Annotated in this window: 22 protein-coding genes, 3 tRNA genes and 1 pseudogene; 10 read left to right on the forward strand and 16 right to left on the reverse strand. The window is 32.9% G+C overall.

Annotated elements, in window-relative coordinates; translation table 11 throughout:
• The first annotated feature begins 309 nt into the window (after positions 1–309).
• Positions 310–1,170: a hypothetical protein gene (locus ACGH46_RS07955; protein ID WP_411605182.1), complete on the forward strand. Its 861-nt coding sequence runs from the start codon at positions 310–312 to the stop codon at positions 1,168–1,170.
• Positions 1,171–1,266: 96 nt separating this feature from the next.
• Here ACGH46_RS07955 and ACGH46_RS07960 read toward each other — a convergent pair.
• From ACGH46_RS07960 to ACGH46_RS07970, 3 genes are all read right to left on the reverse strand, one after another.
• A tRNA-Pro gene (locus ACGH46_RS07960) sits at positions 1,267–1,343 on the reverse strand.
• A gap of 26 nt (positions 1,344–1,369) precedes the next feature.
• Positions 1,370–1,445: transfer RNA gene (locus ACGH46_RS07965), tRNA-His, on the reverse strand.
• Between the two features lie 124 nt (positions 1,446–1,569).
• On the reverse strand, positions 1,570–2,874 hold the full coding sequence (locus ACGH46_RS07970) for a serine dehydratase subunit alpha family protein (protein WP_411605183.1): 1,305 nt from the start codon (positions 2,872–2,874) through the stop codon (positions 1,570–1,572).
• Between the two features lie 333 nt (positions 2,875–3,207).
• Here ACGH46_RS07970 and ACGH46_RS07975 point away from each other — a divergent pair, with 333 nt between their 5' ends.
• Positions 3,208–3,888 (forward strand): response regulator transcription factor, encoded by a 681-nt coding sequence (locus tag ACGH46_RS07975; RefSeq protein WP_065558131.1) that lies wholly within the window; start codon positions 3,208–3,210, stop codon positions 3,886–3,888.
• Between the two features lie 18 nt (positions 3,889–3,906).
• Entirely contained in the window at positions 3,907–5,208 is a 1,302-nt protein-coding gene (locus ACGH46_RS07980) for an ATP-binding protein (RefSeq protein ID WP_267350021.1), read from the forward strand.
• 25 nt (positions 5,209–5,233) lie between these two features.
• Here ACGH46_RS07980 and ACGH46_RS07985 read toward each other — a convergent pair whose 3' ends face one another.
• Positions 5,234–5,980, reverse strand: coding sequence for a M15 family metallopeptidase (locus ACGH46_RS07985; RefSeq protein ID WP_411605185.1), 747 nt, complete (start codon positions 5,978–5,980; stop codon positions 5,234–5,236).
• A gap of 91 nt (positions 5,981–6,071) precedes the next feature.
• Here ACGH46_RS07985 and ACGH46_RS07990 point away from each other — a divergent pair, with 91 nt between their 5' ends.
• Genes ACGH46_RS07990 through ACGH46_RS08000 form a run of 3 tightly spaced genes read left to right on the forward strand, consistent with a single transcriptional unit; the run spans position 6,072 to position 8,534 of the window.
• Positions 6,072–7,253 (forward strand): bifunctional tRNA (adenosine(37)-C2)-methyltransferase TrmG/ribosomal RNA large subunit methyltransferase RlmN, encoded by a 1,182-nt coding sequence (locus tag ACGH46_RS07990; protein ID WP_411599394.1) that lies wholly within the window; start codon positions 6,072–6,074, stop codon positions 7,251–7,253.
• 31 nt (positions 7,254–7,284) lie between these two features.
• Positions 7,285–7,899 carry a hypothetical protein gene (locus ACGH46_RS07995; protein WP_411596979.1) on the forward strand — a complete coding sequence of 205 codons (615 nt, stop codon included), beginning with the start codon at positions 7,285–7,287 and terminating at the stop codon, positions 7,897–7,899.
• A gap of 59 nt (positions 7,900–7,958) precedes the next feature.
• Entirely contained in the window at positions 7,959–8,534 is a 576-nt protein-coding gene (locus ACGH46_RS08000; protein ID WP_411605187.1) for a manganese efflux pump MntP family protein, read from the forward strand.
• A gap of 197 nt (positions 8,535–8,731) precedes the next feature.
• Here the strand turns inward: ACGH46_RS08000 and groL are convergent, their stop codons facing one another.
• The 3 genes from groL to ACGH46_RS08015 form a co-directional block, all read right to left on the reverse strand.
• On the reverse strand, positions 8,732–10,375 hold the full coding sequence (gene groL / locus ACGH46_RS08005) for a chaperonin GroEL (RefSeq protein ID WP_065558075.1): 1,644 nt from the start codon (positions 10,373–10,375) through the stop codon (positions 8,732–8,734).
• A 47-nt stretch (positions 10,376–10,422) separates the two neighbouring features.
• Positions 10,423–10,716 carry a co-chaperone GroES gene (locus tag ACGH46_RS08010; protein ID WP_034915350.1) on the reverse strand — a complete coding sequence of 98 codons (294 nt, stop codon included), beginning with the start codon at positions 10,714–10,716 and terminating at the stop codon, positions 10,423–10,425.
• Positions 10,717–10,862: 146 nt separating this feature from the next.
• Positions 10,863–11,300: an FxsA family protein gene (locus ACGH46_RS08015; RefSeq protein WP_411605189.1), complete on the reverse strand. Its 438-nt coding sequence runs from the start codon at positions 11,298–11,300 to the stop codon at positions 10,863–10,865.
• A 157-nt stretch (positions 11,301–11,457) separates the two neighbouring features.
• Here ACGH46_RS08015 and ACGH46_RS08020 point away from each other — a divergent pair.
• The 3 genes from ACGH46_RS08020 to ACGH46_RS08030 all read left to right on the forward strand — a co-directional run bounded on the left by ACGH46_RS08020 (position 11,458) and on the right by ACGH46_RS08030 (position 14,915).
• Positions 11,458–11,533, forward strand: a tRNA-Phe gene (locus ACGH46_RS08020).
• Between the two features lie 1,655 nt (positions 11,534–13,188).
• A complete protein-coding gene (locus ACGH46_RS08025) occupies positions 13,189–14,061 on the forward strand; it encodes a phosphorothioated DNA-binding restriction endonuclease (RefSeq protein ID WP_411596978.1) in 873 nt (290 codons plus the stop codon).
• Positions 14,062–14,066: 5 nt separating this feature from the next.
• Positions 14,067–14,915: an HNH endonuclease signature motif containing protein gene (locus ACGH46_RS08030; protein ID WP_267360509.1), complete on the forward strand. Its 849-nt coding sequence runs from the start codon at positions 14,067–14,069 to the stop codon at positions 14,913–14,915.
• A 507-nt stretch (positions 14,916–15,422) separates the two neighbouring features.
• Here ACGH46_RS08030 and cobB read toward each other — a convergent pair.
• From cobB to ACGH46_RS08045, 3 genes are read right to left on the reverse strand one after another with little or no spacing between them, the layout of a single operon-like run.
• Entirely contained in the window at positions 15,423–16,112 is a 690-nt protein-coding gene (gene cobB / locus ACGH46_RS08035) for a Sir2 family NAD+-dependent deacetylase (RefSeq protein WP_267360511.1), read from the reverse strand.
• A 45-nt stretch (positions 16,113–16,157) separates the two neighbouring features.
• A complete protein-coding gene (locus tag ACGH46_RS08040; protein ID WP_267360513.1) occupies positions 16,158–16,973 on the reverse strand; it encodes a hypothetical protein in 816 nt (271 codons plus the stop codon).
• Positions 16,957–17,796 carry a VanW family protein gene (locus ACGH46_RS08045; RefSeq protein WP_267350048.1) on the reverse strand — a complete coding sequence of 280 codons (840 nt, stop codon included), beginning with the start codon at positions 17,794–17,796 and terminating at the stop codon, positions 16,957–16,959. Before ACGH46_RS08045 ends, ACGH46_RS08040 begins: the two co-directional genes overlap by 17 nt.
• Positions 17,797–17,943: 147 nt before the next feature.
• On the opposite strand from ACGH46_RS08045, the gene ACGH46_RS08050 reads away from it, so the two are divergent.
• Entirely contained in the window at positions 17,944–18,645 is a 702-nt protein-coding gene (locus tag ACGH46_RS08050) for an aspartate/glutamate racemase family protein (RefSeq protein WP_267350050.1), read from the forward strand.
• A 214-nt stretch (positions 18,646–18,859) separates the two neighbouring features.
• On the opposite strand, the gene ACGH46_RS08055 is transcribed toward ACGH46_RS08050, so the two are convergent.
• The 6 genes and pseudogenes from ACGH46_RS08055 to ACGH46_RS08080 all read right to left on the reverse strand — a co-directional run bounded on the left by ACGH46_RS08055 (position 18,860) and on the right by ACGH46_RS08080 (position 23,724).
• A complete protein-coding gene (locus ACGH46_RS08055; protein WP_267350052.1) occupies positions 18,860–19,165 on the reverse strand; it encodes a hypothetical protein in 306 nt (101 codons plus the stop codon).
• Positions 19,166–19,386: 221 nt separating this feature from the next.
• Positions 19,387–20,247: an RNA polymerase sigma factor RpoH gene (rpoH, locus tag ACGH46_RS08060; RefSeq protein WP_065558060.1), complete on the reverse strand. Its 861-nt coding sequence runs from the start codon at positions 20,245–20,247 to the stop codon at positions 19,387–19,389.
• A 197-nt stretch (positions 20,248–20,444) separates the two neighbouring features.
• On the reverse strand, positions 20,445–21,407 hold the full coding sequence (ftsX, locus tag ACGH46_RS08065) for a permease-like cell division protein FtsX (RefSeq protein ID WP_411605192.1): 963 nt from the start codon (positions 21,405–21,407) through the stop codon (positions 20,445–20,447).
• 5 nt (positions 21,408–21,412) lie between these two features.
• Positions 21,413–22,066 carry a cell division ATP-binding protein FtsE gene (ftsE, locus tag ACGH46_RS08070; protein WP_411605194.1) on the reverse strand — a complete coding sequence of 218 codons (654 nt, stop codon included), beginning with the start codon at positions 22,064–22,066 and terminating at the stop codon, positions 21,413–21,415.
• Positions 22,067–22,075: 9 nt separating this feature from the next.
• Positions 22,076–22,999 (reverse strand): annotated as a pseudogene (gene ftsY, locus ACGH46_RS08075) (signal recognition particle-docking protein FtsY); the annotation flags it as partial.
• 161 nt (positions 23,000–23,160) lie between these two features.
• Positions 23,161–23,724 carry a pseudouridine synthase gene (locus ACGH46_RS08080; RefSeq protein WP_411605196.1) on the reverse strand — a complete coding sequence of 188 codons (564 nt, stop codon included), beginning with the start codon at positions 23,722–23,724 and terminating at the stop codon, positions 23,161–23,163.
• Positions 23,725–23,900: the final 176 nt, after the last annotated feature.

The following is a 23,900-nucleotide window of genomic DNA, read 5'->3' on the forward strand; positions in this document are numbered from 1 at the left end:
AATTTTAAGTACCAAAAGTGTTGTCATGATCACAATATTTTTTATTATCGACATAAAATCAAGATAATAACTCGTAATATGCATTAACGAATATGTTGAATCATTAAAATTGAAAAACTACGGATAATTATGATGAGATAGGTAATACTTTAAATAATAAATAGAAATGATTGTGTTATAAAGTTCATGAATTTATTATATAAACATAAGTATGATGAAGAATTTTGTGCAGAAATGACTATTTTTTAACATTATAAAATATGCCGATAGGATAATCTGTTTTATCATTGCTTTAATAAGGGGAAAAGGATGATTAAAAAAATAATTTTCTTAATTCTATGTTTATTTAGTGCATTAGCCAAAAGTGATGAGTTTGTTTGGAAAATAAATTTTGATGGAAAGTTTAATATTCCTCATCTGAACTTAAACATTGATGGTAAAGATATTGAGGTTACCTTAGACACAGGTGGTAAAGAAGGATTATATTTACCATTAGATTTTATTGATAATATCGTTGATAAAATTGAACTTTCTAAAAACAAAAAAAGTATTGATTTATCTGGTAATATAAATATAACAAGATCTTTTATTGCGAATAATTTAGTCATCAATTCACTAATATTTAAAAAAGTTAATGTTATTGAATATAAACCATGGGGTTTAGCCATATCAAGTAACAATGAAAAAGAAGAAAGTGATGATTTCCCTGCTATTGGATTAGGTTTATTTGATCAATATGTTTTAACCTTAAATTTTCCTAAAAGTGAAATTATTATTTCAGACGATATAAATTTAAGTTTAGATAACACATGGGTTGAATTACCTTTCCGTTTAATGGATGAAGGTTTAGTTATTGAAATGTCAGATGATTATAAAAATTACCAAATGATATTAGATACCGGAGCAAGCTTATCTATGATTAAAGCTCAATCCCTTTCACCTGAATCAATTAAAATTAAGGATGAAAATAGTGATTATCAATTTGTTGAACTTGGTGTGAGCTACGTTTCATCGGATAAAGTGGAAGCGATTATTCTCGATTCTCTTCCACCTGAATTCCAATCAGATGGGCTTTTAGGTATTGATGTACTACAAAGTCATTTAATTAAAATAGATTTCAAAAATAAAAAATTATGGATTAAACCGTTTAAAACAGAATCGAGTAATTAATCTATTATTGGACGAAAACCGCATATTAGTCCTTATTTTACTAAAACGCAGATAATAAAAAAACCCACTTAAATAAGTCGGTTTTTATATCTAAATTGGTCGGCGAGAGAGGATTCGAACCTCCGACCCACTGGTCCCAAACCAGTTGCGCTACCAAGCTGCGCTACTCGCCGTTAGATTTACTTATGCATGGCATAAATGGGGTGGCTAATGGGACTCGAACCCACGACAACTGGAATCACAATCCAGGGCTCTACCAACTGAGCTATAGCCACCGCTGAAGTAGGACGAAATATTACGCATAAAAAATAATATTGTCCAGTATATTTTTAAAAAAATTGACCAATTGGTTATATAAAAACCGCAACAGTGTTTAACTCACTAGAATATTTGAAAAATTTATGCTTTGTGAGACATAATATGAATAATTTGTGTGTCGGTAGCTTTCATGCTGTTACTGACAATTGCCCCTAAATTATTAATTGATGTTTCAACACTATCACACACAATCCCTTCCTTACCCGTCACCCGAATACGACTCAAAGCCATTAATACCGCTTTATAGGCAGAGGATACGGATGTCGAAACTTTCATAGCACAACTATTCGATGCGCCATCACAAATAATACCTGATAAATCACCAATCATACTACAAATTGCCATATCTACCGGTTCATACTCACCTTTGCCTAGTAACCATGCCATTCCTGCCGCTGCCCCCATAGCAGCGGTTGAAGCGGCACAAAGCGCAGATAACGGCGGATATTTACTATGTATATAAATTGCAATGGTATGCGATAGAATAAGCGCTCTAGCTAATTGCTCTTGCGTGACATTTAAATGTTCAGCCACCACAACTACTGGCATGGTCGCTGTAATACCTTGATTGCCTGAACCTGAATTGCTCATCGCAGGCAATGTTGCACCGCCCATTCGAGCATCAGATGCTGCAGTTGTACGAATAATTACTTTAGATAATAAATCATCTGCCATTAATCCATTTTTAGTATGCTCACGTAAAGTGGTCGCAATACTTAGACCATAAGCCTGTTTTAATCCTTCTTCAGATAAAGCATCGTTTAATTTTGCTGCCTCTAAAATAAATTTTATATCGTCAAAATTAGCATAGCTGGCAAATTCATAGATTAATCTAACCGTCATTTGCTTTATGATAAGATCATCGTGAGATAACGCTTGATTAACTGAATCGGTTTGATAAAGAAGCTCACCATTTTTTTCAATCAATATCAAATGAGTATGCGTGTTTTCAATACAGACTTTGACATGATCTGTTTCAGTGTAAACATTAGCCTCTGCATAAATTGCTTTATGATTATCTGCAATTTGAACACGTACCTTACCATTAGTGAGCATTTCTTTTGCTTGTATAATTTGCGTTGAAGTGATGTTTTTTAACACTTCAAGCCCAGCATCTGCATCACCGCCTATTGCACCAATCGCAGCGGCAATAGGTAAGCCAACCATACCGGTACCAGGAACAGTGACACCCATTCCGTTTTTCATTAAATTTGGCGAAACATAAGCTTCAATTTTTTTTATGTTATTTTTGTCAAGATATTGACAAGCAACCGCTGAAGCAAATGCCAAAGAAATAGGTTCAGTGCAACCAAGTGCTGGTAAAACTTCATGTTTTATTAATTGAATTAATGCTTGCCATTGTGTTTGCTGTTTAGATTCTTCCATTCATCAATCTTAATGTTATTAGTTGAAAATTTAACAATTTATTTATCAATATTTTATTATATCTTAAGCTATATTTGAATGATGATATGACACAATCTCTATATAATAGTGCAATTTTATAGCAAATTAGATTAATCAAAATAAAGTGTTATTCAATTTCATTTAAATTTTGATTAAAGCTATAGCTAAACTAACATTTTTTAAACAATTAGGTAGTAAATTAAATAAACAGCAATCGTTCAAAATATGTAATATTTTAGTAAAATTACCTGACATTTTTTTTATTATTGCAATAATATAACTACCTATAATTATATAATAATGGCGATTATGATAAATATTTTATTAATTGATGATGATATTGAATTATCACAGATGCTAAGTGAGTATCTGACTAATGAAGGCTTTAATATCAAAAGTGTTTATTTAGGTAAAGATGGTATTGAAGAAGCCTTATCAGGCAAATATCGAGCTGCAATCTTGGATGTAATGTTACCCGATATTAATGGAATTGATGTTCTTAAAAGTATTCGTCAGCAATGTAATATGCCTGTTATTATGTTAACCGCTAAAGGCGATAATATTGATCGTGTTTTAGGGTTAGAATTGGGCGCAGATGATTATATTCCAAAACCTTGTTATCCACGCGAATTATTAGCAAGACTGCGTGCTGTTTTACGTCGTTTTGATGAACGTTCTGTTGAGTTGGTCGATGATAAAAAATACCATTTTAATGGCTTAGTATTAGATTTACCGCAACGTTTATGTACTTGGAATGGCCAAGTGATAGATTTGACATCAACCGAGTTTAATTTATTAGTATTATTGGTAAAACACAGTGAGCGCGTGGTCACTAAAGAAGAGTTATCTGAAATAGGTCTTGGTCGAGCTCGTGAACTTTATGATCGTAGCGTCGATGTACATATCAGTAATATTCGCCAAAAACTTCATCAAGTTGCTCAAAATGTAGTAACTATTGAAACTATTCGAGCTGTTGGTTACCGAATCCGTTAATGTGAGAATAGGCTTGAGATGAATCGTCGATTATTTTGGAAAATACTCATTATATTTTGGGTGATTTTCTATCTTACTTTTCAGTTAACCTGGATTGCATTTTCTTATTATATAGAAAATAAAAACCAACGATTTCTCAATCATATGCCGACAAAAGTCGATATGATCGCTCAATTATTACATGTAGCAGGTGAAAATGAAACGTTAAATTTTGTTGCTCATCTGCCTGAACGCGAGCGAGTTTTATTATCAATAAAATTGATTTCTCCTCAAAACGATCAAATCAATATCATTACGGATGAATTAGAACCGCCAAATTATATTTATCAACGTACAGCAGTTGCGCCTGATGGAACACTTTATGCGGTTTCATTTAGGGAAGATAAAGACAAAGACGATCAAGTCAAAAAAGCCCTGTTTAATATGCCAATGCCAATTGTGTTAATGGGAATTTGTGTGGGATTAGTCTTTAGTCTCTTTTTGGCTTGGAACTTAACCAGACCAATGAAACTATTAAGGCAAGGCTTTTTCAGAGTTTCTCAAGGTGATCTCTCGGTTAGATTATTCAATAAACTTAAACCACGCCATGATGAGCTTAGCGAATTAGGCAAAGATTTTGATATGATGGTTGAACAACTCAATATTTTAATCTCAGACCGCCAAGCTCTTTTGCATGATGTATCACATGAGCTTAGAACGCCACTTGCTCGCTTACAATTAGCCATCGGATTAGCTCAACAAAATAAGCAAAATATTGATACCGCATTAGCAAGAATAGAATTAGAATCTGAACGATTAGATCAACTTATTGGTGAAATATTAAATTATTCACGTGCTGAAATGAATAATCGCACAGATGAATATTTTGATCTAAAAGATTTATTGCGTGTGGTCATTAATGATGCAAATTATGAAGCGAATCACCAATCGATAAATGTTCACTTCATTTCATCAGCAATTATTCATTCTATTGTTAAAGGTAACTCGGAACAAATTCGCCGTGCAGTTGAAAATATTATTCGTAATGCAATTCGTTTTTCAAAGCCGGGACAAGAAGTTAATGTATCTTTAAAAGAAGTCGGTAAATACCTACAAATTGAAGTTAAAGATCGTGGTCCTGGTGTCGATCCAAATAAACTATCGAGTATTTTTGAACCGTTTGTTCGCATTCAATCGCCTCAATTAGGTAAGGGTTACGGTCTTGGTCTTGCAATAGCCAGAAAGACGTTCACCATGCATAATGGCACTATTCAAGCAACAAACCGTGATCATGGTGGACTTACGGTGACAATTCGCTTACCTTATTGGCGAAAGCATTAATCAACCATGCATATTCATTTACGGATTAATAGCAATCAGTATTAACCGTTAAGACAAATTCTTTCACTAATCTTTCTAAATCAATTTTATCGTGACCGATGAAATTCAAGACTTGTGTGATGGTGCTTGGTTCATTTTCTAATAGTGTTTTATATTGTGCTATATATTGGCTAGCGATAGGCTTATAGGACCAATGCCACTCTTCTGGCTGATAGCCTCCATTTCTTCCTTCGTTAAACGCTTGGCAAAAGCCATACTTAGGTAAATTGTCCTGAAGCCATTGATATAAAATTCTACCCTTTTTATCATTTTTGAAATAATCTGATGAAACACTGGTAATATCGATATCCGTTCCCCAATGATGACGAGATGTACCGGGCATTGATGAATATTTTAGTATTTCTTCAGCAATTTGTTCTGGATCATTAAACTGATTGGACAATTTATCCCATTTACGCTGCCAAATTGAGTTTTGATAGGTGTAATTACGTGTAGCACTTACGATAATAAACGGAATATCAGGATGTGCTTTTTTAAAAGCTTGATAAGCTTTTATAAGCTGCTGAGTGGGTTCCTTTTGAAGATACATGCCCTTTTTATTGACAGGTAACATGGTAGAATCTAATACGACAAAATTATTGTCAATCTTTTCATCAAACTGTCCAATTAGTTTGTTAAAAGGTATAGGTTGTGCCATAGTAAACGTTGAATATAAAAATAGGGTTAATGTTAAACAGAAAATATGGATATATTTTGCTGAATTTGTTTTCATTATTAATATTCTATTAGCCAGATAAAGGGAAAAACAGTATAATCCTTTCCTTAAATTTTTAAATAGCCATAATGTGTAAAAACGAGGCCATATGTTAACACCTGCTACACCAAATACGTCTGTTAATTGTGCAGATGCATCCAATCTTAATACAACTAATCCTAAAAGTGAAAAAATAAATTTACTTGATTTAACTCGTCAACAATTGAGAGAGTTTTTTATTTCATTGGGCGAAAAACCATTTAGAGCCGATCAAGTCATGAAATGGATCTATCATTTTGGGGTAGATGATTTTGATCAGATGACCGATATCAACAAAAAGTTACGTGAACATCTAAAATTAATCGCTGAAATCAAAGCACCAGTAATTGCAATGGAACAACGCTCATCCGATGGTACAATAAAATGGGCGTTAGATGTTGGTGATAACCAGATGATTGAATCTGTTTATATTCCAGAAAGAGATCGTGCAACCCTCTGTGTTTCATCACAAGTTGGCTGTGCTTTAGCGTGCAAATTCTGTTCAACCGCACAACAAGGCTTTAATCGTAACTTAACGGTATCTGAAATTATAGGTCAAGTATGGCGAGCATCGAAAGTCATTGGTGTAACCGGTAAATTAGCAGATAGACCTATTACTAATGTGGTCATGATGGGTATGGGAGAGCCTTTACTCAATTTATCGAATGTCGTACCAGCAATGGAAATCATGTTAGATGATTTTGGTTATGGCTTATCAAAAAGACGAGTAACCCTATCGACTTCTGGTGTTGTTCCTGCTTTAGATAAATTAGCAGGTATGATTGATGTCGCCTTAGCTATTTCATTGCATGCGCCAAATGATAATATACGTAGCGAAATTATGCCAATTAATCAAAAATATAATATGGCAATGTTACGCGACTCAATTTTACGTTATCTGTCGACATCAAACGCTAATCATGGAAAAGTAACGATTGAATATGTATTACTTAATCAAATCAATGATAGTGTTGAACATGCTCATGAACTTGCTAAATTCTTAAAAAACGTTCCAAGTAAAATCAATTTAATACCTTGGAACCCATTCCCTGGTGCTCCTTTTTCAAAATGCTCAAACACACGTATCGATCGTTTTATGAAAACGTTAATGGGATATGGATTTACAGTGATTGTTCGTAAAACACGTGGCGATGATATTGATGCGGCTTGCGGTCAGTTGGCCGGTGACGTCGTTGATCGTACTAAACGGACTTTATATAAAAAGCAAAATCTTATTAAACAAACAGCATAACGATCAAGGTAAATTAATAAAGGAATAGTTGATGAAAAAAATACTCATATTACTAAGCTGTTTAGCATTATTAACACTATCAGGCTGCCAAATAAATGGTAACGAAGAGTTCGATCCCGAAGCGGCAGCTTTTGCAAGAATGCAATTAGGGTTAGGATATCTAAGCAAAGCAAATGAATCGGAAGATAACATTAAAGCTGCACACTATAATCTCAAATTAGCAAATCAATATTCACCCAATAACCCACAAATTATGCTAGCTATGGCAATGTTTGATCAGCACGTTGGCGAATACAATGAAGCAGAAATGATTTATAAACGCATTACCCTTATGCAACCAGGTAATGGCTTATATCATGTACATTATGGATCTTTTTTATGTGGTCTTGGACGTTATCAGGAAGCACAAAAGGAGTTTGAAAAAAGCCTTGAATACGATCGCCATAATTGGAAAGCCGATACCTATGAACAATATGGATATTGTGCAATCCAAAATGATGATAAAAAAACAGCTGACTTAATGTTTAAACAACTTTTCCAATATGATGCAAAACGTCGTGAAACGGTTTTAAAAACAGCTGATCTTTATCAAAATAAAGGTGATAAAAGAATAGCGAGTTATTTATTATCAATTGTTGAACAATAAAGTACAACCCTATATTAAATAATCGTTTATCCAAATAATTATAAACAAGAGCATATGTCATGAGTTTTTTGACGATATTTTTATTAGCAATGGCAATGTCTACAGATGCTTTTGCGGTTGCTGTTTGTCGTGGAATTTCATTTAAAACTACTCCCTTTATTGGCGCCTTAAAAGTTGGTATTTTATTTGGTGTCGTTGAAGCAATCACACCATTGCTAGGTTGGCTCATAGGCATTTTGACACTGCACTATATAGAGCGTTGGGATCACTGGGTAGTATTTGCTGTCATGTTATTTTTAGGCGTTAATATGATTTATAATAGCCTTAAAGAAAGCGACGAAGATTTTTCTGAAAAAGAAATAGCCTCTTCCAAAAAATCTTTTCTTATCCTAATTTTTACCGCTATTTCGACAAGTCTGGATGCATTTGCTGTTGGAATTAGTTTAGCATTAGCTAGCGTCAATATTTATATCGCAGCAAGCATGATTGGATTAGCAACCTGTGTCATGGTGACTATAGGTTTATTATTAGGAAAAAAAATTGGTTGTTTTATCGGAAAACAAGCCGAGATTTTAGGCGGATTGGTGTTAATTGCGATTGGCGTAATAACACTTTATCAGCATCTTTCAAATTAAATTCGCAAAATTCAATACTCTTTTTCATATTCCAACATACATTTAATTTTAATTTGTTAATTTATTCAAACTTGTCAATGAAAAAAGTTTTTTTGATAAAAAATGATAAAGGGAAAAAATTGATTTGTGAATATAAAAAAACTACCCGCGTAAACGGATAGTTTTTTCAAATATTTAGTTTGTGTGTAAGGAAAGAATTACATCATTCCGCCCATACCACCCATGCCGCCCATACCAGCAGCACCTAAATCAGCTTTATCATCTTTAGGTAAATCAGTAACCATACATTCAGTTGTGATCATAAGACCAGCAACAGATGCAGCATATTGTAATGCACTACGAGTTACTTTAGTTGGATCTAAAATACCCATTGCAATCATATCACCATACTCTTCAGTTGAAGCATTGTAACCATAGTTACCTTTACCGCCTTTAACTGCGTTAACAACAACAGATGCTTCTTCACCACAGTTAGTGACGATTTGACGTAATGGTGCTTCCATTGCACGAAGTGCAACTTTGATACCTACGTTTTGATCTTCATTCGCACCTTTTAGCTCAGCAATCGCTGAAGCAGCACGAACTAACGCTACACCACCACCGGCAACAACACCTTCTTCAACAGCAGCACGAGTTGCATGTAATGCATCTTCTACACGTGCTTTTTTCTCTTTCATTTCAACTTCAGTTGCTGCACCAACTTTAATTACTGCAACACCGCCAGCTAATTTAGCCACACGTTCTTGAAGTTTTTCTTTATCGTAATCAGAAGTTGATTCTTCAATTTGTTTACGAATTTGTTCAACACGAGCATTAATTAAAGACTCTTCACCCACACCATCGATGATAGTAGTATTGTCTTTATTGATAACAACACGTTTAGCTTGACCTAAATCTTCTAACGTTGCTTTTTCAAGCTCTAAACCGATTTCTTCTGAAATAACAGTACCAGCTGTTAAAATAGCGATATCTTGTAACATTGCTTTACGACGGTCACCAAAGCCTGGTGCTTTTACGGCTGCAACTTTAACAATACCACGCATAGTATTCACAACTAATGTTGCTAATGCTTCACCTTCAACATCTTCAGCAATAATTAATAGTGATTTACCCGCTTTTGCAACCGCTTCTAATACCGGTAATAATTCACGGATATTAGAGATTTTTTTATCAACTAATAAAATATATGGACTATCTAATTCAACCGTTGCTGTTTCTGGTTTATTGATGAAATAAGGTGATAAATAACCACGATCAAACTGCATACCTTCAACCACATCAAGTTCGTCTTGTAAACCCGTGCCGTCTTCAACAGTGATAACACCTTCTTTACCTACTTTTTCCATTGCTTGCGCAATTAAAGTACCCACAGTTTCATCTGAGTTAGCAGAAATAGTACCAACTTGTGCAATTGCTTTAGAGTCTGCACATGGAGCTGATAATTTTTTAAGCTCTTCAACAGCTGCAACGACTGCTTTATCGATACCACGTTTTAAATCCATTGGATTCATTCCTGCAGCCACAGCTTTTAAGCCTTCGTTAACAATAGCTTGAGCAAGTACAGTTGCCGTTGTTGTACCATCACCAGCAGCATCATTAGCTTTCGATGCCACTTCTTTAACCATTTGTGCACCCATATTTTCGAATTTATCTTCTAATTCGATTTCACGAGCAACTGAAACACCATCTTTAGTGATAGTTGGAGCACCAAATGATTTATCTAAAACGACGTTACGCCCTTTAGGACCCAAAGTCACTTTTACTGCATCAGCTAATACATTCACGCCTTGAAGCATTTTAACGCGAGCGTCATTACCAAATTTTACATCTTTAGCGGCCATCTTCGTATTTCTCCTAAATTCTGTATATAATTTAAATTAGTTGCCAGTTATGCTTGTACAATAGCTAAAATATCGCTTTCAGACAGGATAAGTACTTCTTCATTATCGATTTTTTCTGTTTTAACGCCATATCCTTCATTGAAAATTACGATATCACCAACTTTAACATCTAGCGGTTGTACTTGACCATTTTCTAAAATGCGACCATTACCAACAGCTAAAACTTCACCACGTGTTGATTTACCTGCAGCTGAACCTGTTAAAACAATACCTCCAGCTGACTTTGATTCCACTTCTTTACGTTTAATGATCACACGATCATGCAATGGACGAATTTTCATTAGTTATCTCCTAGCACTAATATTTAAATAGATGATAATTAAAAATAAATCATAAAATTATGATTTTAAAATGTAGTGAAGTTTACATGGGGGTCTTTTTTATATTCTTCAAGTGAGGAATTTCAAAAAAATGATCAATTGATTATTTATTCATCATCTTTCCGAATAAATTCTCCTTCAATAATCTCATCAGATTGATTAAAGGATCTTGATGAATCAACGCTAGATTGAATAGGCATTTTTTTTACAATTAATTTCACTAAATAATTTTGTACGTAAGGAATTAATAAAATCACTCCTAATATATCAGTCAAAAATCCCGGAATCAGCAGGAAAAAACCAGCAAATAGCAAAGCGACATTTTTAATTACTTCGTTTTTCAAACTTTGATGATTAGCCATTTTTTGTCGCATAATACTAAAATTCTTTAAACCTTGTGTTTTAACTAAAGAAAACCCAATAAAGGAAGTAGCAATAATACAAATTAGCGCAAGGAATACTCCAATTGAATCAGCAACCTTTATGAAAAAACTAATTTCGCAATAAGCATAAATGAAAAAAAGAATACACAAGAAATATCGCATGTAACAATTCCCTTAAAATAACGTGATATTGTTATATATTAGTAATAATATAAAGCTAATAAGTTATTTTTCAACCAAACAAACTATTTTTTTAAAAATATATCACAAAAAGAATTGACGAATTATCACAGATCGTGTTTAATACACCTCCATTGTTGCCCGGATAGCTCAGTCGGTAGAGCAGGGGATTGAAAATCCCCGTGTCCGTGGTTCGATTCCGCGTCCGGGCACCAATCCTAAAAGAACACCAGCGAAAGCTGGTTTTTTTGTGTCTGAAATTCCAGCAAATTAAAAACTTTAAAAAATCGTTATTAATATCGATGAATCAATATGTTTATTGACCTGAAATTTAAAACAATCCTCACGTTAAAATAAAAAATAACTATATTAATAAAATATAAATTCTAATCCCAATAGAAAAGGCTTATAAAAGTATAATCAAATGATTGGTTAAAAAATTCGTTGTTATTAACACTATTATGTTTACCTATTGTTAGTCACGAAGATGGTAAAAAATGGATTGATATATTGCTCAATGAACGACACCATTCTCGTGATAACAATTTGCAAAGTTTGACCAGCAGATGAAAGCAAATCTATTGTCGTTTTACCCTTACTACATAGTTGGCAACTTAATGCACTTAAAAGTTATGCCAAAGAATTAGTTGATTTTGAAATTGATACAGATCGTTATCAACTTAATCCTTAAACTTTGGCTTTTGGTGTTCGTATTCAATATAGAATCAGATCAACTTCCTCTCCTTATAGCGCAGAATATATTAATCTCTACGTTAAACAAAATGATAAATTAAAACCCGTTGTTAATAATCTCCCCATGTTTGAACTTTCAGTTGAGAATGATCAAAGGTACGCACATAACATTCATATCTATGATCGTAATATAATATTGGGAAGTAGTATGACTCATGGTTATGTCGACCTAATTGTTTTAAAAATGTAAATCGAATAGCTCTGGTAAATGATTATGGCGTGTATTACGCATGAAATTGTCTTACCTAAAAAACGTTTTATTTATTTTACAATGGTTTGGAATATCCTGTAAAAAAGATTGAGGAATCAGCAATAACAGAGGATTGCAGGAATTGAAAAATTTATAAATATGTTGTTTTAAAAAACAATAATTTTTTGACACGCATGATAATTAGAATATATGTTCTCAAAAGACAAAATTTAAAATAAATGAATATGGGAATATTGCGGAAATAAATTAAAATTAAAATTAAAAGGGAAAAAGAAGTTCATCCTGTTCTTATTATTCATGCTGCTATTTTCATGTAATGAAGATAATAACCTAAATCCCACTAAACATGTCGATATTGATAAAGACCCCATTTGTTGGATCTCCTTCGAAGGCATACAATTCTATATTGGTGAAGACTTAGCCAGCATTGAGAAAAAAATTGATATAAGGGTGTTTCATAGAAGTATATCCCAATGAAGGTATGTATATATCTCCCTACAAAGACTATAATTATCCGGAAATAACGTGGATGCGAAATCTATCTTGAACGTTTGATATAAATTTAAAATTACATTCGCTATTACCAACACATTGATTCAATCTGCGAACAAAACAAATGTCCCCCCCTGAAATTATACATGGCGATACTTTAAGACCCGTTATATTAACGTTCTGTAAGAATAATATGGAATTAACAAACTGTGTAATCTAATTTAGTATCCAAAAATAAAGCCGGCTATTCCTAGCTTTTTATCAAATACGATTTGGAAGTAAATATTCTTATTTGTTCTGTAATAAACTAATTTTTTACAGTATGTTTCATATTTTTGTGAACTAGATCACAAAAATAATTTTATTTTTATAATAATGTCCAATCTTTATCTTTACATTAATTTATCAAAAATAATGGATTGCAAACAATTACAGAAAAAAATCATTGATATCACCATTTGGAAAAAAGGCGAACAACGAGCACCACATAAACCTTTATTACTTCTGTATGTCTTATCAAAATATAAACAAAGTCATACACGTTTATTTAATTATAAAACTGAAATTGAGGAACCGTTGCATGATCTCTTGATGCGTTTTGGTCCTCAGCGTACACATTACTATCCTAATATGCCTTTTTGGCGATTGAAAAATGATGGATTCTGGCAATTAACCAATATTGAAAATTGCATAAATATCAATAATCCAAGTAAAGAGCCAACCAGCAAACAGCTAGCCTCATCACAAGTTTATGGGGGATTTGATGAACCATCCTTTCAATGTCTTATAAAAAATCCATCTGCTATCGATCAAATAGCAGAACAGATTTTAAGTCAGCATTTTCCTGAAAGTGTGCAAGAAAATTTAATCAATCGACTTGATTTTAGTTTAACCGATTTTCATCGCCAACGCGATCCAAAGTTCAGACAGTTAGTCTTACGAGCTTACAATTACCAATGTGCAATTTGTGGTTTTGATTTAAGGTATGATTCAGTATCCATTGGTCTTGAAGCAGCCCATGTAAAATGGAAACAGCATGGCGGTCCTTGTGTTATCAATAATGGTTTAGCGCTTTGTTCATTACATCATTCGGCTTTTGATATGGGAGTAATTGGGCTTGATAGTAGTTTAAAAATTAAAATATCGAATGGTATTAACGGTAATCAAATTGTCGAGAGACTATTTTGGGATTTTGACGGAAAAGATATTAAGCAACCTAGATCGAAGGAAGATTATTTACATGATCGGTTTGTTGAATGGCATTTGAGAGAAGTGTTTAGGAACTAATAACGATGGCCAAAATCGACAATCAAATTAAACAATTAATACCTGGTACAGTTTTAAATAATCAACAATTATGTGATATTTTTAAATGTAGTCCACAAGGTGGAATGCGAAAATCTAATACTACTCATACTCTAGTTCTAATTACGAATCATGTAGAGTCAGTTTATTCTGATGTTTGGAATGATGATGTACTTCATTATACAGGAATGGGACAAACAGGTGATCAAAGTTTAGATTTTATGCAAAATAAAACACTTAATGAAATTGAATCTAATGGCATTAGTGTACATTATTTTGAAGTGTTTAAGGAAAAAGAATATACCTATTCAGGACGTTTAATTAAAGCTGCTTCACCCTATCAAACTCAGCAACACGATGCTAATCAAGTATTACGTAAAGTTTGGGTTTTTCCACTAAAACTTACTGAGAATAAGTTACCAAATAGAATTTTTTCTAATTATAAAAAAGCAAAAGAAGAACAAGTTCACAAATACAAAGTAGATAAGTTACTCAGTAAAATAATTAAGCAAAATAAAAAACCAGGTAAACGAGACATTGTTACGCCTCAATATATAAGAAGTGCTGAGTTAGCTGAATTTACAAAACGTAAAGCTAAAGGAAAATGTGATCTTTGTGACAATCCAGCACCTTTCTTGACAAAGGATAATATTCCTTATCTAGAGTGTCATCATATAATCTGGTTATCTGAAGGTGGCGAAGATTCAATAGAAAATACGGTTGCATTATGTCCTAACTGCCACCGTAAAATGCATATTGTTAAAAATGATAACGATATTACAAAATTAAAAAAAATTGCCAAATTAAGAGCAAAAGCAGCCACTAAACACAAATAAATTTATTCATATTATTGCTTCCGTAATTACCAGTGAAGGGAAATATTTTTTTGCTCAACCTGGTAATGTGAAATTAAAAAAGTAGATTACTAGCAGCATTATCTAATTTGATATCGATTATGTGTTCAATAAGCTGATTACTAAGTTTTAATAAAGAGAATAGTTAAGAAACCAATAAAACATTTCTCCCACATAAATTTCTAAACTATAGCACTTTTTAAAATAAATAATATTAAACTAAAATGGCATTAGTAAAAAATTTTTAAATATATTAAGAATATGAAAGAAGCTCTGTCAATTATCTTAAAAGAAAGCTTAGATTAAAATAATCGGAATTGATTAATGCTTTAAATCATATGATTAAATTACAAAAATAGTATTTTATCGATAAATTTAATATAAAAAATCTATTTTTTCCAAATAACCACTTATTCTTTTTTTGCAATTAAGCTCTTTAAATGATATTATAGATTAAAAATTCTTTATTTAATTTTTTTCAAACATAAATTAAACAATAAATTTTTTAATAAATTCAGGCACAACTTGACTTGCTGGGCCGTAAATTTTGGTTTGAAATAAACTTTCTCTTAAACTTGGCTCTAAATTAAGCTCAACAGTTTTAGCTCCCGATTGATTGGCAACTTTTACAAATCCTGCGGCAGGATAAACATTACCAGATGTCCCAATAGAAATGAAATAGTCAGCCTGTGAAAGTGCATCGTAGATTTTATCCATTTGTAATGGGATTTCTCCAAACCATACTATATGAGGGCGAATAAATTTATTTTGTTGATAATCGACATCTTCCAGACAATCGATAATCTGCCCTGTTTGTTCATTGCGCACTTTAAGTAATTCTCCGTGCATATGAATAATATTTTTAGAACCTGCTATTTCATGTAGATTATCTACATTTTGTGTGACCACTAATACATTTTCACTGCCCAATTTGTGTTCCAGTTCAGCTAAAGCAAAGTGAGCTAAATTCGGTTTTACATCAGGACTTTGTAATTTTCTTCGTAGCATATTATAGAAGGAATGAACCGCAATGGGATTACGATTATAACCTTCATAGGTTGCAACATCGTTAACATCATACCCTTCCCACAATCCATTTTGCGCACGGAATGTCGATAACCCAGATTCAGCCGAAATACCGGCACCAGTTAAAATAACAATTTTAGGTGTTTTGATCATATTTTAGACTCTAGTATTCAAAATTAAGCCGATTTAACTACGATGCTATTGACTATATTCCGTAGTAAACATGTTCAACGCGGGTTTGTTTAATTTCTGATACTTGCTATAGGCAGTAGCCACTTTCAATCGAATATTAGCTTTACTTTCGCCTTTTAACCAAGCGTCAATCATAGCGTGCACACTATATGCTTCCGGAGCCATAAGATGCATAGTTAAAATCAAGGGCGAAATCCCCAAACGAGATAACGGCTTCGAAAAATATTTCTGACTTTTACAAGCAAAAACGGCCGCATATCTCGATTTTTGTTGTTCTCGTGCGTCATTTGAAAGTGTTTCCCAACGCCAGCTATCAGGCAAAAATTTATGCCAAGACCATTCCATTAAAGCATTATGACCAATATAAACGACTAAATCAGCTTTACCTCCAGCCGTTATTTTCTTGTTATCTATCGTAAATGATGATTGTTTTTTGCCTGCTGAATATTCTATAAAATCATCAATAGTATCATCTATGTATTTGCCATTATATGCCTGAGCAATCAGATAAACATCTTTGCTTCGATGCTTATATATAATCTCTTCTAATATTTTATCATCATCAGGTTTATTGATTTGTACTACTTGCCACTCTTTTTGTTTACCAAAGTAGGTTTTAAAACCATAGGCCGCCCCCCAATAAAGATTATTTTTTGGATCTTGACCATTACCGATTGCAGCCGGAACTGGTGCAATGCCTTGATACTTATTATCACATAATGCAACAACGACATGAATCACTTTGGGATCAGCAAAACATGAAAAAGATAAAACTAAACACATTAATGGCATTAATAATAGATATTTACTCGTTTTCTTCATTTGTTATCAATTCTCCATTCACTTCGTATTTTACAATTACATTATTTTTATACATCATTTCTGAACGAATACATGCCGGGGCGCCACCGACATTGTTTTTGGTCATGGTGTCTCTCCAGATTTCATTTTTTCTATAGATAACACCTTGCCTTTTAATAAAGGCATGCTGCTTTTCATAAACATGATAGCTGTATTGTCTTTCTTCATCACATAATAGCTCACCTTCTAGTTGGTGCTCTCCAACATGAAGCATAATTTGAAACGTTTTATCGGTAGGATTATAAATAATAAGATCAATATAATTATAAAAAATAGCGGCACCCGAACCAAAAGGCAACACTCGACCATCATCAGGAAAAGGATCAAAGCTATGATTTGCTCGTTCGACTATTTGGAGTTCTGAATGGAGAGCTAACCAATGAATTAGATTACTAATCTGACATATACCACCGCCAATACCGGAACGAGCTACACCAAATGAAAGTTCCATTCCATTCAAAAATCCTCGCTTTTTAGTTGGTTTTCCGACTAATCGGCAAAACGAAAAATATTCACCTGGTTTAATTAAGATTCCATTTAACGAATCCACTGCAATTTTTAGATTTGTGACTTTATTGTATTGAAGCTGAATATCGCTGTTACCCAATCGACGTATTAATTTGGATGTATGTTTTTTATATCGATATGGTAAACGTAAATCATGACTACGTTCTAAGCTATATTGACGCGAAGAACAATACCAGAACAAATGACGAAACAAACGACGCTGATTTACCCTTAACCAATAAAGTAAGGGATGATAACTTGATAACGGTTTAGACATTAATTGTTTTTTATCTTAAATTCCAATAAGATAAATTATAACATTAGTACTATTTTTTGAGAGAAGAGATACATAAACTTTTAATAATAAACTAAAAGATATCTTAAAGAAGTTATATTATGATTTAGTACGTTAAGGATGAATAAAATGAAAACAATAGGTTTAATCGGCGGGATGAGCTGGGAAAGTACCGTGACTTATTATCAAGTTATCAATCAAAAGGTAGGACAATCATTAGGAGGATTACATTCAGCGAAAACACTTTTATATAGTGTCGATTTTCAAGAAATTGAACATTGCCAAGCCAATGGTGAGTGGGATAAAAGTGCGCTTATTTTAATTGATGCAGCGAAAAGGTTAGTGCAAGCTGGTGCAGATTTTATCGTGATTTGTACCAATACTATGCACAAAGTCGCAGATCAGATTCAAGCAGCCATTGATATTCCCATTCTTCATATTGCTGATGTTACGGCACAGCACTTAATTAAAGAAAATATTCAAACCGTTGCTTTGCTTGGAACAAAATATACGATGGAACAAGACTTTTATAAATCAAAACTGATTAATAGAGGTTTAAAAGTGCTGATTCCCGATGAGCAAGGTAGAATGATCATCAATCAAATTATTTATGATGAACTTTGCCATGGTATCATTAACCCTACATCGAAACAAACCTATCTTAATATCATTGATAAGCTAGTTATAAAAGGAGCCCAAGGAGTGATACTTGGTTGTACGGAGATTGGTTTATTAATTTCTCAAGCAGATCACAAGATCCCTTTTTTTGATACAGCTCTGTTACATGCTCAAGAAGCAGCATTAAGCGCAATAAATAAAGGTTGTTTTTAATCCTATAGCAGATGGCAATCTAAATACTTACCGATTGCCTTTAATATAAAATCGCTACGAAAAAATTCTTGATTTTAACTGATGTGAATAATATGCATTTTCAACAAAAACTAATTAACTTTTTATTGTGCGCTTTGAAATCAGTTATTATAAGCACATAAAAATTCTTTTGAATGGATACGCTAAAGAATCCTTGTTTAATGTTTCATTGAAATTAGCGTTCCTCTATAGCGCCTCGCATCGCAGAATAGGCCGCATTACATTCACCTTTAATCGCATCTGGATTTTTTTCAACCATCTGTCTAAACTCCTCAATACTTTTTTTAACTGACTCTTCAGATTCGGCAGGCAGTTGTGATGTATTTTGTAAATCCAAAATCAATGCAATATAGCGATCACATTCAACTGCACCAGTATCTATTTTGATAGTTCCTAGGTCATGTTTATTTTTTTCATTACAAGCAACAAGATTTGCAAACAGAAAACTTAATAAAATACTTTTAGTAATTTTTTTCAACATTTCTTATTCCTAAATTAGTAAGTCATTTACATAAATATATTTATGCAATACGGTCAAAAATAAAGATGGTTTTTTATTTATAACATATTTATATGTTTTTTGGATGAATTTTGATAACAGTATTTTAAACCCCTATTAACTGTAATTTAAAAATTTTATTCATAAAAAAAGCCTTACTGCTTTTCCAGCAAGGCTTATAAAAGTAGCAGTTAACAAAAAGCTTATGCTTCTATCGCAACACGTAGTTTTTTCATAGCATTTTTTTCAAGTTGGCGGATTCGTTCAGCCGAAACACTATATTTATCAGCCAAAACTTGCAACGTTGATTTACTATCATCAGCATCTAACCATCGAGCTTTAATGATATCTTGGCTACGTTCATCTAATTGTGATAAAGCATCATGTAACTTGTCGGTTGCATCATTTTCCCAATTATCATTTTCAATTGATTTAGAGAAATCTGAATTACTATCTTCTAAATATAATGCCGGCGCAACAACTGCGTTATCATCATCATCGCTATCAACATCAAAGGACATATCTTGTGCAGACATACGCGATTCCATTTCAAGCACATCTTTACGGCTAACACCTAATTCATCAGCAACCATATCAACTTCAGCACTATTAAACCAACCCAAACGTTGTTTATTTTTTCTTAAATTAAAGAATAATTTTCTTTGTGCTTTAGTCGTTGCAACTTTAACAATACGCCAGTTTTTTAACACATACTCATGAATTTCAGCTTTAATCCAATGTACTGCAAATGACACTAAACGAACGCCCATTTCAGGATTAAAGCGACGTACTGCTTTCATTAGACCAATATTACCTTCTTGTATCAAATCTGCTTGTGGTAAACCGTAACCAGAATAACCACGGGCGATGTGCGCAACAAAACGTAAATGCGATAAAATTAATTGTCTTGCTGCATCAACATCATCATGATAGTAAAGTCTTTCGCCTAAAGATTTTTCTTCCTCAGCAGTTAGCATAGGATAGGTATTAATCATGCGAAGGTAAGATTCAATATTGCCTTGTGGGATTAAAGCACCTACTTGCATTTTTAAATCAGTACTCATTTAATTCCCCCTTTATTTAAACTTTTTTGTTGTATTTATTTTTGATTACAACAATATAAAACTTTATACAGTTTTAAACTTTTAATATTAGACAGTTAAAATGTAATTTAGTTCACAATTGGGTTTAAAATAAAAAAATATTTATAAAAATATTAATCATCTTTTCTACTTAATACTATTAAGAAGAACTATCTTAATTAACTAATTTTTAAATATCTTTTTGTTGTAATAAGTGATGATAACCATCCTATCACAATTGTAATTAATACAATTAGCAAGACTTCATCCCACAATAACCCTTCTAGTGAAAATACTGTTCCAAATTCATTTGAAACATTTAATATAATAGATTCTATCTGAAAAATAAATATTTCCGATAAAACGACAGAAAATAAAGCACTTATAAATCCAATAAACATTCCACTATACAGAAAAGGGCGTAAAATAAAACCTTCGGTAGCGCCTATTAATTGCATGACAATAATTGTTTGTTTTCGGGCAAAAATACTTAAACGAATACTATTTCCAATAACCAGTGATACTGCAATAATCATAAATATTGCAATAACCCAAACTATTGCCTTAACCATATCAGTTAAAGCAGTCAAACGAGTAAACCAGCTATCGTCTAGTTTTACATCATCGATACCATCAATTTTGAAAATTTCTGATTGTAATTTATGAAGTATTTCTGTCTTTTTTGCTTCTGGTTTAGGAATAATAATTGCTACCGCCGGCAGTGGATTTTCTTCTAATAAATCTAATGCACTACTGAATCCAGACCATGAAATAAATTCTTCTTTAGCATCATCGCGTGAAAGATAATTAACTTTTTCCACCTCTGAAAGAGATTTGATTTTTTCAATTAATTCGTTAGTTTGTTCAGCATTAAATGTCTTGCTTATATATGCCGTTAAATTTGGCGTTGGAGACCACCGATGTGCAGCTTGATTCGCATTTTTCCATAATAAATAGCCAATTGTTGGTAAGCTTATTGAAATTGCTATAACTAAAATTGTCAGTAGTGATGTTAAAATATTTTGTTTAAAATGATTAAAAACATTTTGCCATGCATAACTTATTTGTCTTTTCCAACGACCCAAAAAGTGACTTTTATTTTTAGAAGTTGCTTTGGCTGATCTGACATTAGCGTTTATCATTAATATTAGCCCTCTAAACGCCCTTGATTTAAATGAAGTATTCGGTGGTGTTTTCGACGAATAAGCCCAATATTATGCGTTGCCATTAATACCGTTACGCCAGCTTGATTAAATTCTTCAAACAATTTTAAGATATCTTTTGAAAGTTTATCATCAAGATTACCTGTAGGCTCATCGGCTAATAACACACTGGGACGATTAACAATCGCTCTTGCAATCCCTACCCTTTGTTGTTCTCCACCAGATAACTGAATGGGATAGAATTTAGCTTTATTGATTAATCCAACTTTATCAAGCGATGCAGAAACCCGTCGTCGGATTTCTTCAACTGGTTTACCTAAAATGATTAAAGGAATAGCAACATTGTCATAAACAGTATGATCCATAAGTAATTGGTGATCTTGAAAGATCATACCTATTTTTCGCCGTAAAAAAGGCATATCCTGCTTTCGTAACGTTGACACATCAATGTTATTAAGCATTACTTTACCATCATTCGCTTTTTCCAAACCACAAATAAGACGCATTAAGGTGCTTTTGCCAGCACCCGAATGACCTGTTAAAAATGCCATTTCACCTGTTGATAATATAAAGTTTATATTCTGCAATGCAGGTCTTCCGCCCGAATAAACTTTACTCACATGTTGAAATTGGATCATAGCCTCTCTCTATTCATCTGTTTCATCAAACAGTGCGTTAATAAAATCATCAGCGTTGAAAGGTCTTAAATCTTCAATTTTTTCGCCAACACCGATATAACGGATAGGGATATTAAACTGATCAGCAATACTAAAGATAATACCTCCTTTTGCGGTACCATCTAATTTAGTTAAGGTCATGCCTGTTAATCCAACTGCTTCATTAAATAATTTAGTTTGGCTAATTGCGTTTTGTCCAGTGCCTGCATCAATTGTTAACATGATTTCATGTGGTGCAGTTTCATCATGTTTTTTTATCACTCGAACAATTTTTTTTAGTTCATCCATTAAATGTGATTTGTTTTGTAAACGACCTGCAGTATCAGCTATTAGAACATCAATATTTTTAGCTTTGGCAGCTTGAATGGCATCATAAATAACTGAAGCCGAATCTGCATTAATATGCTGTGCAATTACCGGAATATTATTTCGTTCTCCCCATACTTGTAATTGTTCAACCGCTGCAGCACGAAATGTATCACCTGCGGCAAGCATAACAGATTTACCTTGTTGTTGAAATTGACGAGCTAATTTACCTATTGTTGTTGTTTTACCGACACCGTTAACACCAACCATTAATATCACAAATGGTTTATGAGTTGAAATATCCAGCGGTTTATCAACTCCATTTAATACAGATTTCATTTCTTGCTTTAATAGTTCATGTAAAGCATCAGCATCTTTTAACGCTTTGCGAGAAGCTTGTTGAGTTAAAGCTGAAATAATTTTTTGCGTAGTTTCAAAACCAACATCTGCAATTAATAATTGTTCTTCAAGTTCTTCAAATAAAGCATCGTCTATTTTTTTTCCTCTAAATAAATTTAAAAAACCTGATCCAATATTTTGTTTTGTTTTAAAGAGACTTTGTTTTAGACGAGAAAAAAAACCCTCTTTTTTTTGTTCTACCATAAATAGTTATCCTATGATCATGATAAAGATCATTTTATCTTATTTTAGTATAAAGCCCAATTTATTCAGTACAAATAGATGAATATATTGATCTAGTTTATTCAAAAATTCTCTACAAAATAGTACTTAATTATCTGCTAGTTATTTTATAGATAAAGATTATTTAGGTTTATTGTTTTCCATTCACCTAAAGGTAAATTATGGCTGAATAAATTATATTGACCTATTTGGACTCTAATCAATCGTAAACATGGAAAACCAACTGCAGCACACATCCTTCGAACTTGTCGATTTTTACCTTCTGTTATAGTGATACTTATCCATGATGTCGGAATAGTTTTACGTTCTCTAATAGGAGGCACTCTTTGCCATAGGAGTGTTGGTTCTTGCAAAATAGTTGCTAGTGCAGGTGCAGTATAAAATTCTTTTAATTGGACACCACGCTTTAATTTATCTATTGCTTGTTGAGTAATTGATCCTTCAACTTGAACCCAATACGTTTTTGGTAGCTTAAATTTTGGTGAACTAATTTTAGCTTGTAGTTTACCATCGTTTGTTAATAAAAGTAATCCTTCACTGTCAGTATCTAATCGTCCAGCAGGATAAAATTTGGGTAATGAGATAAAATCTTTCAATGTTGGATATTTTTCATGTGCTGAAAATTGAGACACCACATTAAATGGTTTATTAAAAGCGATTAATGAGCTCATTTCAAATCATATCCCGTTCAGTCGTCAGTTTGATTGATTTTAATTTGTTATTCTGTAAATAGCAAAAAAGCCCAGCATCTCTGCTGGGCTCTCGCTCTTATTTAAAAGTCTGGCGGCACCCTACTCTCACATGGGTAATACCCACACTACCATCGGCACTACGGCGTTTCACTTCT

Origin of the sequence: Gilliamella sp. CG22, assembly GCF_046635725.1 — a bacterium.
GTDB lineage: Bacteria > Pseudomonadota > Gammaproteobacteria > Enterobacterales > Orbaceae > Gilliamella > Gilliamella apicola_I.